This window comes from Robertmurraya phoenicis (assembly GCF_047302285.1).
GTDB lineage: Bacteria > Bacillota > Bacilli > Bacillales > Cytobacillaceae > Robertmurraya.
In genome coordinates, this window is record NZ_CP154845.1 from 1,887,744 (window position 1) to 1,899,753 (window position 12,010).

At 38.3% G+C, this 12,010-nt stretch carries 13 protein-coding genes; all 13 read left to right on the top strand.

Annotation, left to right across the window (positions count from 1 at the left end; all coding sequences use genetic code 11):
- The first annotated feature begins 132 nt into the window (after nucleotides 1-132).
- The 13 genes from AA0X71_RS09320 to AA0X71_RS09380 all read left to right on the top strand — a co-directional run bounded on the left by AA0X71_RS09320 (nucleotide 133) and on the right by AA0X71_RS09380 (nucleotide 11,990).
- On the top strand, nucleotides 133-474 hold the full coding sequence (locus AA0X71_RS09320) for a nucleotide pyrophosphohydrolase (RefSeq protein WP_413361593.1): 342 nt from the start codon (nucleotides 133-135) through the stop codon (nucleotides 472-474).
- A 6-nt stretch (nucleotides 475-480) separates the two neighbouring features.
- Nucleotides 481-1,281 (top strand): 4-hydroxy-tetrahydrodipicolinate reductase, encoded by an 801-nt coding sequence (dapB, locus tag AA0X71_RS09325; protein ID WP_413361594.1) that lies wholly within the window; start codon nucleotides 481-483, stop codon nucleotides 1,279-1,281.
- Between the two features lie 20 nt (nucleotides 1,282-1,301).
- A complete protein-coding gene (gene mgsA / locus AA0X71_RS09330) occupies nucleotides 1,302-1,718 on the top strand; it encodes a methylglyoxal synthase (RefSeq protein WP_413361595.1) in 417 nt (138 codons plus the stop codon).
- Nucleotides 1,715-2,425 (top strand): bacillithiol biosynthesis deacetylase BshB1, encoded by a 711-nt coding sequence (gene bshB1 / locus AA0X71_RS09335; RefSeq protein ID WP_413361596.1) that lies wholly within the window; start codon nucleotides 1,715-1,717, stop codon nucleotides 2,423-2,425. The genes mgsA and bshB1 overlap by 4 nt, the downstream gene beginning before the upstream one ends.
- Nucleotides 2,425-3,567 (top strand): N-acetyl-alpha-D-glucosaminyl L-malate synthase BshA, encoded by a 1,143-nt coding sequence (gene bshA / locus AA0X71_RS09340; RefSeq protein ID WP_413361597.1) that lies wholly within the window; start codon nucleotides 2,425-2,427, stop codon nucleotides 3,565-3,567. Before bshB1 ends, bshA begins: the two co-directional genes overlap by 1 nt.
- The gene (locus AA0X71_RS09345) at nucleotides 3,567-4,769 is read left to right on the top strand and encodes a CCA tRNA nucleotidyltransferase (RefSeq protein ID WP_413361598.1); all 1,203 of its coding nucleotides are present in this window, start codon (nucleotides 3,567-3,569) and stop codon (nucleotides 4,767-4,769) included. The genes bshA and AA0X71_RS09345 overlap by 1 nt, the downstream gene beginning before the upstream one ends.
- Nucleotides 4,754-5,734 (top strand): biotin--[acetyl-CoA-carboxylase] ligase, encoded by a 981-nt coding sequence (locus tag AA0X71_RS09350; protein ID WP_413361599.1) that lies wholly within the window; start codon nucleotides 4,754-4,756, stop codon nucleotides 5,732-5,734. Before AA0X71_RS09345 ends, AA0X71_RS09350 begins: the two co-directional genes overlap by 16 nt.
- A gap of 261 nt (nucleotides 5,735-5,995) precedes the next feature.
- A complete protein-coding gene (gene panB, locus AA0X71_RS09355; protein WP_413361600.1) occupies nucleotides 5,996-6,832 on the top strand; it encodes a 3-methyl-2-oxobutanoate hydroxymethyltransferase in 837 nt (278 codons plus the stop codon).
- A complete protein-coding gene (gene panC / locus AA0X71_RS09360) occupies nucleotides 6,829-7,677 on the top strand; it encodes a pantoate--beta-alanine ligase (protein ID WP_413361601.1) in 849 nt (282 codons plus the stop codon). The genes panB and panC overlap by 4 nt, the downstream gene beginning before the upstream one ends.
- Nucleotides 7,678-7,708: 31 nt before the next feature.
- Nucleotides 7,709-8,092, top strand: coding sequence for an aspartate 1-decarboxylase (gene panD, locus AA0X71_RS09365; RefSeq protein ID WP_413361602.1), 384 nt, complete (start codon nucleotides 7,709-7,711; stop codon nucleotides 8,090-8,092).
- Between the two features lie 194 nt (nucleotides 8,093-8,286).
- Complete coding sequence (gene dinG / locus AA0X71_RS09370; RefSeq protein WP_413361603.1) at nucleotides 8,287-11,091, top strand: ATP-dependent DNA helicase DinG; 2,805 nt, start codon at nucleotides 8,287-8,289, stop codon at nucleotides 11,089-11,091.
- 235 nt (nucleotides 11,092-11,326) lie between these two features.
- On the top strand, nucleotides 11,327-11,497 hold the full coding sequence (locus AA0X71_RS09375) for a YpmA family protein (RefSeq protein WP_413361604.1): 171 nt from the start codon (nucleotides 11,327-11,329) through the stop codon (nucleotides 11,495-11,497).
- Nucleotides 11,498-11,510: 13 nt separating this feature from the next.
- Nucleotides 11,511-11,990 (top strand): DUF5590 domain-containing protein, encoded by a 480-nt coding sequence (locus AA0X71_RS09380; RefSeq protein WP_413361605.1) that lies wholly within the window; start codon nucleotides 11,511-11,513, stop codon nucleotides 11,988-11,990.
- Nucleotides 11,991-12,010 lie beyond the last annotated feature (20 nt).

Genomic DNA, 12,010 nt, shown 5'->3' on the forward strand with positions numbered 1-12,010 from the left:
AACGCCTTAATTATAAGGGAAGCAAATAAAAATGACAACAATTGGAGAAAGAAAAAATATTTGTAAAAGCTACCGTTATTATTTAATATTAACTTTAATGACTAACATTTGTAATGGGAGTGGGTTTCACACGTGACAAAGAATAAGACGATAAAAGAGCTTCAATTAGAAGTAGATACATACATAAGCCAATTTAAAGAAGGCTATTTTAGCCCTTTAGCGATGATGGCAAGAATGACAGAAGAATTAGGGGAATTGGCTCGTGAAGTCAATCATCATTATGGTGAGAAACCAAAGAAAGCATCAGAAGATGAAAAAACGATTGAAGAAGAATTAGGTGATTTACTTTTTGTGATCACTTGTTTTGCTAACTCTCTTAATATTGATTTAGAAGAGGCTCATGATCGAGTGATGCACAAGTTTAATACGAGAGATATAAATCGTTGGACAAGGATAGAAAATACAGAGGAGTGATGTTTGGTGAGCAGTATTACAGTAATTATAGCTGGACCAAGAGGGCGAATGGGGAGAGAAGCTGTACAACTGGTTGAAAGAACAGAAAACTATCAACTGGTGGCTGCGATTGATTATAAATATGATGGAAAACTACTTCAAGATGTTGAAGGATTCGGCTCTCTAAAAGTACCGGTTTACGGAGATATTGAAAAATGCCTTGCTACAGTTGAGGCAGATGTATTAATCGATTTAACGACACCTGAGATAGGAATGCATCACACAAAAACTGCTCTATTACATGGTGTTAGACCAGTGGTTGGGACAACTGGTTTTTCGAAAGAGGATTTAGAAGAGCTCCAATCGATTTGCGAAGAGAGAGAATTGGGATGTATTATTGCGCCTAATTTTGCTATTGGGGCTGTACTTATGATGAAATTCTCGCAACTGGCTGGAAAGTACTTTAATGATGTTGAAATCATTGAGTTACATCATGATCAGAAGCTCGATGCACCATCTGGGACTGCTGTAAAAACAGCACAAATGATTTCCGATGTTAGAGAGCAGAAAATCCAGGGTCACCCGAATGAAAAAGAAACCATCCAAGGAGCAAGGGGAGCGGACTTTGAAGGAATGCATATTCACTCTGTTCGCTTACCTGGTTTAATTGCACATCAGCAAGTGATGTTCGGTTCAGATGGACAAACACTCACGATTCGACATGATTCTTATAATCGGGCGTCCTTTATGTCAGGTGTCAAGCTTGCAGTTGATACTATAGTAAAATTAGACACTTTTGTTTACGGTCTTGAAAATATCATCGAATAAGTAGAAAAGAGGAGATCGCAATGAATATTGCATTAATCGCCCATGATAAGAAAAAAGACGATATGGTACGATTTGCAACAGCCTACGAACATATTTTGAAGGAACATACCCTTTTTGGAACGGGAACAACAGGATTGAAAATAATGGAGGCAACGAGATTACAAGTGCATCGATTTCAGTCAGGACCACTTGGTGGGGACCAAGAAATTGGAGCAATGATCGCCAATAATCAAATGGATGTTGTCTTATTTTTCCGTGATCCGTTGACAGCTCAGCCTCATGAACCAGATGTTTCAGCATTAATTCGATTATCTGATGTTTATTTAGTCCCCCTTGCGACAAATATGGGAACGGCTGAAGTAATCATTAAAGGATTAGAGCGTGGAGACCTTTCATGGCGTGAAGTGATTGCAAAACGAAATGGTGAAGTTGAATGATTGAACAATTAGATATTTTAGCTTTTGGTGCCCATGCTGATGACGTGGAAATTGGTATGGGTGGTACGATTGCGAAATATGCAGCAAACGGAAAACAAATCGGTATTTGTGATTTAACTCGAGCAGAATTATCTTCTAATGGTACGGTTGAAGGAAGACAAATGGAAGCTAGTAGAGCAGCGGAGTTATTAGGAGTTCAAGTCAGAGAAAATCTCCAGCACCGGGATCGAGGGCTCTATTTAACAGAGCAAGCAATTAGAGATGTGGTTACGATCATTCGAAAATATCGTCCAAAAGTGGTTTTTACTCCTTACATAGTCGATCGGCATCCTGATCATGGGAACTGTTCAAAAATTGTGGAAGAGGCCTTTTTTTCTGCTGGGATACGCAAGTTTCATACAGATGATGAATATCCTCCCTTCCGCCCAACAAAACTGGTATATTATATGATTAATGGTTTTCACAAGCCGGATTTTGTCATTGATGTCTCAGATTTTATGGAACAAAAATTGGCAAGTTTGAATGCATATGAAAGTCAATTTCAAAGCTCAGCTGAAAGCGTGGATACACCTTTAGTTAATGGTTATATTGAGACGGTGGAAGCGAGAGAAAAGCTATTTGGGAAAGAAGTTGGAGTTAAATTTGCGGAAGGCTTTAAAGTAAAAACACCAATTATGTTAAATAGGGATTTATTAGGAGAGCTATGATGACGAGGAAATTAAAAATAGGAATTACCTGTTACCCAACTGTAGGTGGTTCAGGAGTAATCGCCACAGAGCTTGGAAAAATGTTGGCTGAAAAAGGACATGAAATTCATTTCATTTCGTCTAGTCTCCCGTTCCGCTTAAATAAGATGTATCACAATATTTGTTATCATCAGGTTGAGGTTAACCAATACTCAGTTTTTCAATATCCACCATATGATATCGCACTTGCAAGTAAAATGGCAGAAGTGATTCAAAGGGAAAACCTAGACATACTTCATGTTCATTATGCGATCCCTCATGCCGTTTGTGCGATATTAGCGAAGCAAATGAGCGGCAGGGATATTAAAATTGTCACGACTCTTCACGGGACGGATATTACGATTCTTGGCTATGACTTGACATTAACAGATGCGATTCGATTTGGAATTGAAAAGTCAGATGCAGTTACAGCTGTGTCTAATTCATTAATCCAGCAAACCTATGACTTAATTAATCCAGATAAACAAATTGTGCCGGTCTATAATTTTATTGATGAGCGAGTCTATCGAAGAACAGATGCTGCTTATTTGAAGGAAGAATTTGGAATCAAAGACGATGAAAAAGTATTGATCCATGTTAGTAATTTTCGTGCTGTAAAACGTGTTCCAGATGTCATAAAGGTATTTGCTAAAATAGCGGAGCAGACAAAGGCGAAAATACTACTTATTGGGGATGGACCAGAAATGCCTTTTGTCTCAAAACTCGTAGATCAACTGAATATTAAAGACAAAGTTCTCTTTTTAGGGAAGCAGGATAATTTAGAGGAACTGTATTCGATTAGTGATTTAATGCTTCTATTATCTGAAAAAGAAAGCTTCGGACTTGTTGCTTTGGAGGCAATGGCTTGTGGAGTGCCTTGTGTTGGAACGAATATTGGCGGTTTACCAGAAGTGATTATGGACGGTGAAACAGGGTACATATGTGAGTTGGGAAATATCGAGGATATTGCCAAAAAGGCATTGCAATTATTGACTGATTCTAGCTTACATAAACGTTTTTCACAAGCCTCTATCGCAATAGTATGGGAACGTTTTAGAGCGGAATTGATTGTAGAGCAATACGAGGAACTATATTATGAGACGATTCAAAAGGGTGAAAAATGATGAAAACCCCTTTTATAAAAGCATTACCGATTTTAAAGGCAATAGAAGATGCAGGCTATGAAGCTTACTTTGTCGGAGGATCCGTTCGAGATCACCTACTTGATAGACAAATCGATGATGTAGATATTGCTACTTCTGCAACCCCAGAAGAGATACAAGCAATTTTTCCTAAAACGATTGATGTAGGTATTGCTCACGGAACTGTTGTTGTTCTTTATCAGGGAGAAACATATGAGGTTACCACTTTTCGTAGCGAATCGGATTATGAGGATTTTAGAAGGCCGAATGAAGTGACCTTTATTCGTTCTTTAGAGGAAGATTTACAGCGCAGAGACTTTACGATGAATGCCATTGCGATGAATAAAGAAGGGAAGATCATAGATCCTTTTAACGGTCAGACAGCTATTCAAGATAAGCTCATTAAAACAGTTGGGAATGCTGGTGAGAGATTTCACGAAGATGCCCTTAGAATGATGAGAGCTATACGTTTTGTCAGCCAACTCTCTTTTTCTCTAGAGCTAGAAACGTATCAAGCCTTAAGGGAGCATAAACAATGGCTAGAAATGATCGCCGTTGAGAGAAAAGCAACTGAATTTGAAAAGCTGTTACGAGGAGAAAATTATCAGCAAGCACTGATGATTTTAATAGATACAGGAATTTATCAGTACTTACCTGGCTTCGAAGGGAAGGAAAAAGAACTTATCAGTTTTTCAAAGTTTAACCTTTCTAGTCGATTTACCATTAGTGAGTATTGGGTGTTTCTTCTTTACCATTTTAAGCTAGCACCAACAGAAGTTGAGGCATTTTTAAGATGCTGGAAGCTTCCGGTCAAACAAATTCGCAGAGTGAAAACAGGGTTAAGTTGGCTATATCGACGATTAGAGCATGAATGGAAACTAGAGGACTTATATCGGGCAGGCGAGGAGCTTGTCATTAGTACGGAACAACTGTTTAACGTCTTGAAAACAAAGGTAATCGATGAAAACATTCAGACGTTAAAAGACATGCTGGAACAGTTGCCGATAAGAGAGAGAACAGAACTAGCGGTGACCGGTCAAGATTTACTGCAATGGTATCAAATAAAGGGTGGACCATGGATTGAAGAAAAACTTTTGGCCATCGAAAAGGCAGTCATTCAGCGGGAAATCGCCAATGACAAGGGACCGATAAAGGAGTGGCTATTTAGATGCAGTCAACCTTAAGAAAAAAATTGCTTGATGCATTTACTGAACATGATGGTGAGTTCCTCTCAGGACAGTATTTGGCAGACTTAATGGGATGTTCACGGACAGCTGTTTGGAAGCATATTGAAGATCTCCGCCATGAAGGCTTTGAACTTGAAGCTGTGAGACGAAAAGGTTATCGAATCATTCAAAAACCAGAGCATGTGAGCTCCAACGAAATTCGCTTAGGGTTAAAAACAACGATCATCGGTCAGCAAATTCATTATAAAGAATCAGTTGATTCGACGCAAAAAGTGGCCCATCGTCTTGGTTTGGATAATGCGAAAGAGGGAACGGTCGTCATTGCGGATGAACAAACAGGTGGGAAAGGGAGAATGGATAGACCGTGGCATTCTCCGAAATCTACTGGTGTTTGGATGAGTGTTATCTTAAGACCGAAAATTCCCCTTCCAATGGCACCTCAATTAACGTTGTTGACTGCAGTCGCAGTCGTACAAGCGATCGTAGAAAATACGGGACTTGAACCTCATATAAAATGGCCGAATGATATTTTATTGCACGGAAAGAAAGTGACTGGAATTTTAACAGAATTGCAAGCAGAAGCAGATAGAATCCATTCGGTTATTATCGGCATTGGGATCAATGTCAATCAAACAGAGGCTGATTTTCCAGAAGAGTTGCGGTCAATAGCCACTTCACTTTCTATTGAAAAAGGGGAAACGGTCAACCGTGCGAGCTTGATTCAAGAGATATTTTCAAAGCTTGAAAAGCTATATCTGATCTATTTAGAAAAAGGCTTCAAACCGATTAAGCTTTTGTGGGAAAGCTATGCGATTAGCATCGGTCAAAACATCACGGCTCGGACATTGACTGGGAATATAACAGGTAAAGCACTTGGGATAACGGATGATGGAGTCCTACAAATAGAAGACGAAAAAGGTGTCATCCATCATATTTATTCCGCTGACATTGAGCTAGGATAAATTTATCCTAGCTCTTCTTTTATGAGAAGTACAATTTAGTAGTAATTATCCTGAAATTTGATATAATTTCTTTGCGGGCAGTATCATTTTGAACTGCACCTTGTTTGAAATCTTTTTAAAATGAATAATTATCTGCCTAGATCCAGATGGACAGGGACAGAGGGATGAAACAAACATATCGATACAAAGGGATCCTTCTGCCATTTTAAGGATGCCTTTTTTTGTTTATCTCCTCTTCCGACTTGAAAAGGAGGAAAAAAGATGAGAAGTACGACCGATTTTCAAAAAATGAAAAAGGAAAAAGAAAAGATCGTCATGTTGACTGCCTATGACTCTCCGTCAGCAAAATTAGCGGAACAAGCTAGGGTGGACGTAATCCTTGTCGGCGATTCTCTTGGAATGGTTGTATTAGGCTATGATTCAACTGTTTCCGTCACAATGGAGGATATGATTCACCACGGGAAAGCGGTAAGAAGGGGAGCAAAGGAAACAAGCATTATCATTGACATGCCGTTTATGAGCTACCACTTATCAATAAGAGATACACTTCTAAATGCCACAAAGCTCATTCAAGATACCGGTGCAAATGCAGTCAAGGTAGAAGGGGCAGAAGACGTTATTGAACATATAAAAGCGCTAACACTAGCGGGAATTCCTGTCTGCGCACATCTTGGTTTAACGCCTCAGTCAGTAGGTGTTTTAGGAGGCTATAAGGTGCAAGGGAAGAACGCAACTGCAGCTAGGAAGCTGATAGAGGATGCGAAAAAATGTGAAGAGGCTGGAGCATTCATGCTGGTCCTTGAATGTGTGCCGAAGCAATTAGCAAAAGAAATCTCACAAGTTTTATCGATTCCGACGATTGGGATTGGTGCTGGAGTAGAGACCGATGGCCAAGTCTTGGTTTATCATGATTTGTTAATGTATGGAGTTGAAAGGCTTCCAAAATTTGCGAAGCCATATGCGAATATGAATGTAGAGATCCAAAAAGGAATAGAAGATTATATTTCAGAAGTAAAACAGCAGAGCTTTCCATCCGATCCCTATAGCTTTACGATGAAAGAGGAAGAATTGATGGGGCTTTACGGGGGAAAAGCATGAAGATTATTACACAATTAAACGAAATGCAAGCGCTTGTTAAAGAGCTAAAGAGAAACAATTCAATCGGTTTTGTGCCGACGATGGGCTATTTACATGAAGGACATTTGCAGCTGATAAGAACTGCTCGCGAGTCAAATGACATCACGATTGTGAGTATTTTTGTTAATCCGATTCAATTTGGTCCGAATGAGGATTTTGATGCCTATCCAAGAAATTTTGAAAGAGATAAAAATATTTGTCTTGCAGAAAGTGTTGACATTATTTTTTATCCTGCAGTTATAGACATGTATCCAAACCCACTATCTGTAAAAGTACTCGTGCAAGCTAGGACTGACGTTTTATGTGGTGATTCACGTCCAGGCCATTTTGATGGTGTAGCGACTGTTTTAACGAAATTATTTCACTTAGTCTTGCCTGATCGAGTGTATTTAGGGATGAAGGATGCTCAGCAAGTAGCAGTTGTGGAAGGATTAATCTCCGATTTTAATTTTCCGATAGAACTTATACCAGTTCCAACTGTTCGAGAAGAGGACGGATTAGCGAAAAGTTCTCGAAATGTAAATTTGTCGCCAATGGAACGGGATCTGGCACCTGCAATCTATCAAGCGTTAACAGAGGCAAAAGACATGATCGAACATGGAGAGAAAAACATTGAGTCAATCGTTTCGGTGATCAGAAATAACATTGAAACGAAGACGAACGGAACGATTGATTATATTGAAATCTACTCCTTTCCCGAATTACAAAGGATCGAAAAAGTGGAGGGAAAAATCATTATTGCTGTTGCTGTCCAATTTACAAAAGCTCGCTTAATTGACAATATCGTCTTAACAATTGAATCGTAAATAATATACAACCATGAATGGGGGAAGCATCATGTTTCGTACGATGATGAATGGAAAAATTCACCGTGCTCGTGTAACAGAAGCAAATTTAAATTACGTGGGAAGCATTACAATTGATGAAGAAATATTAGAAGCCGTTGGAATGGTACCAAATGAAAAGGTGCAGATCGTCAATAATCATAATGGCGCACGCTTTGAGACTTACATTATACCTGGAAAAAGAGGAAGTCGTGTGATTTGTATTAATGGTGCGGCTGCTCGGCTTGTTCAAGAAGGAGATGTGGTCATTATTATCTCCTATGCGTTAGTGGCAGAAGAAAAACTATCTACACACCAGCCAAAAGTGGCGATTATGAATGAAAACAATGATATCGTAGAATTACTTCATGCGGAACCAGAAAAGACCATACTTTAACTAAACAAGCCTTTGTCAGTTGCACTTTTCAATGTATAACTGGCAAAGGTTTTTAATTCGCTTTCCTGTTGATAACTGTTTATGATAAAGTGGAAGCACAGATGCAGTTTACGATGATAAAACGGCAATCATATTAAAAAGTACTCCTTCAAAATGTATATTTATGAGATTTTGAAGGATAGAGGTGTATAGAATTGAGTAACAAGTTTGTAGTAGTGGATTTAGAAACAACGGGAAATGCTCCGAAAAAAGGGGATAGAATTATCCAATTTGCTGCCGTTGTTGTTGAAAACGGTCAAATTACGGAGCAATTTTCTTCCCTCGTCAATCCAGGAAGAGAAATTCCCCTTTTTATAGAAGAATTAACAGGGTTAACGGATGAGATGGTACAAGATGCACCTGACTTTTCCGAGATTGCTCCAAAAGTGTTAATGCTACTTGAGGATGCTTATTTTGTTGCCCATAATGTTTTATTTGATTTATCCTTTCTCCAAGAAGAGCTAGTCGAAGCCGGTTATGAAGGATTTTTAGGACCTGTACTGGATACTGTGGAAATGGCGAGATTTCTATTTCCAACATCGGATAGCTATAAATTGAATGAGCTTGCCCTAAGAGAAGGATTGAATCACGAACGTCCCCATCAAGCAGATAGTGATGCATATGTGACGGCAGAATTGTTATTGATTTTATTGAACCGTCTATGGGCTCTTCCGAACGTTACTCTTCAGCAATTATGGAGATTATCAGGTGGGTTAAAAAGTGATGTTGCCCTTCTTCTCGATGATTTAATAGTGGAAAAGGAAAGTCTTATTGAAGAGGTTCCCTTTGCATTAGAACTACATCACGGGATCATGTTAAGGAAGCTAGAAGAAACAAAAGACATAAACGAGAGCTATTCGATTTCTTATCCAGAACGTGAGGAGGAAAAGGAGAAGTTATTTCTCGAAGCGTTCGAAGGCTATGAAAAGAGAACAGGGCAATTTCAAATGATGGATACCATTTTTTCAGCCTTCACAAATGAAAAACATGCCCTCATTGAAGCGGGGACAGGTGTTGGAAAATCAATGGCCTATCTATTACCAGCGGCAATATTCGCGAGCGATCGTAATGAAACGATTGTCATTAGTACGTATACAACTCAGCTGCAAGAGCAACTTTTAAAGAAGGATATTCCCTTACTACAGAAGATGCTTCCCTTTGAGATTAAAGCTGTACTATTAAAGGGTAGAAGTCATTACATAAGCTTGGCTAAATTTGAACAATCGTTAAAGGAAGAAGACGATAATTACGACGTTAGCTTGACGAAAATGCAAATTTTGATCTGGCTTTTGGAAACTGAAACAGGTGATCGGGATGAGCTTAATTTATCAAGTGGAGGCATGCTCTACTGGAGCAAAATTAAAAATGATGAGAGTGCGTATTTTCATGGGAAATCATGGTTGAAATATGACTATTATTTGCGAGCACGTAAAGCGTCTCAAACAGCCAATTTTATCATCACAAACCATTCGTTCTTATTGTCCGATCTGGTTTCCGATACTGCGATTTTGCCTCATTATCAATACTGTGTATTAGACGAGGGTCATCATTTTGAGAAAGCAGCAGGAAAATACTTTGGACTGACATTAGATTATTTACATATTCGACTTTTACTAAGTCAATTTGGTCAATATGAGCAAAGGCAATATCAGTATGAACTAGAGAAAATTTTAAAGGAAAAAGGCTCAGAGGTGAGTGGAGACATTCCCCACTCCTTTGAAATCAATCAATTATTTACTGATCTGAATCATGAGATGGATGAGTTTTTTAGAACCCTTGCCCTATTAGCACGAAAACGGCAAAACAAAAGTGCTACAACAAATAGAGTAACTTATCGTCTACAAAAAGAGGAACACGCTCAAGATTGGTTTCCTGTTCATGCGATCGGAGAACGCTTTTATTTTAGCTTAAAAGAGTTTAGTTCAAGTGTAAAAAAATATGTTGAGGCTTTGACAAATGAGCATATTGTTCTTACGAATTCACAAAAGCTTGTTTTACAAGAAGTGTCTTCTTTTCAAAAGGAATTAGATACAGTATGTGATACGATTAAACAGCTTATTTTATTTCCTTCAGAAGAGTTTGTCTCATGGGTCGAAGTGGATGTAAGATCTGCTCAAAATGCCACGACCATGTATGCACAACCGATCACAATTGGTGAACAGTTACGGAATGAGTTTTTTCAACGTAAAAAGAGTGCTGTCATTACCTCAGCGACTTTATCAGTAAAAGGTTCATTCCAGTACATGTTACGAGAACTCGGATTGGATCAGCAGGACTGTTTTTTAGAACAGATTGCATCCCCATTTCCGTATGAAAAGCAGGTTCAATTAGTGATTCCAAATGATTTACCGGAAATTAATACAGTCTCGATTGATGAATATGTGGCGGCTATCTCAGAGCATATTATTTCGATTGCAGAAGCAACAAAAGGAAGAATGTTGATTCTTTTTACGGCTTACGACATGTTAAGGAGAACGTATAATCTCATGAAGGAGAGCGGTCTTCTAGAGGACTTTGTCATTATGGGTCAAGGGATCACGGCAGGAAGTAGAACAAGGCTGACTCGAAATTTCCAACGCTTTGATAAAGCAATACTACTTGGAACGAGCAGTTTTTGGGAAGGGATTGATATCCCTGGAGAGGATTTGTCTTGTCTTATTATGGTCAGACTGCCATTCTCACCACCAAATGAGCCTTTGACAGAAGCAAAATGTCATCTCATCAAACAAAAGGGTGGTAATCCTTTTTCAGAGCATTCACTTCCAGAAGCGATCATTCGTTTCAAGCAAGGATTTGGGCGTTTAATTCGCACAAGTCAGGACCGTGGATTTGTCGTTATTTTTGATAAGCGAATTTATTCGACTTCTTACGGTAAGGCGTTTTTGCAATCGATTCCTAGTGTTCCTGTGAAAGAACTAAATATCAACGAAACCTTAGACTTAATTGAGAGCTTTTTGTGAAATTGTATACTAATGAAAAATACCGCGCATCTGTAGCGCGGTAAAAGTGTGTGTGTGGACTAAAAGTTATTATATTTTTGTGAAATGGGTAATTCTTTTTCGACGAAACTGTTATAATATTTTTAGTGAAAATTACTTTAAAAAGTGTTATGAACTGACGGTTACTTAATCTTATTGTTACCTTAAAAAAGACAACTATGATTAACAAATTATGTGTAAGTGAGGAGAAATCATGATGGAAAGTAAGATTGAAGTATTATCCACTATAAAAATCGAAAATAGCCCTGATTTATACAAAATTGTCGACTCCTTAAATCGAACATTAAAAGATCGAGACTTAATGTTTGGATTATCCTTGGATCAAGAAGATCAAAATAAAGCTGTATTTACTATTTACCGTACATAAAGAGGGAATTTAAATGAAAAAATGGATTTGGATATCATGTATTTTTGTAATTGTCTTGATCGGAATCGCCGTTAACATATATTTGAATGCACTTAAACCATTACAAAGTGCCGAAGCAAAGGCAGAAGGAATCGCCTTAGCAGAAACGGATATTGTAAAAACGACGGATTTTACGTTATACAACGGTACAAGTAGCTATTATATCGTAAAAGGGACCGATCAAGCAGGAAAACGACTAATTGCCTGGATACCAGAAGAAGATAAAAACCGAAAAATTGTCGTAAGAAATGAAGAAGATGGCATTAGTAAACAAGATGCAATTGATACACTTTATCAAGATAAGCAACCGGATGAAGTGATGTCAGTGAAACTTGGGATCGAGAATCAAATTCCGCTTTGGGAAATCTATTACCGTTCAAATGATGAATTAATCAATTATTATTACATTGATTTTAAAACAGGTGAATGGTTAAAAGATATACAAAACCTATGAGGTTTATTGGGAGGAAAATG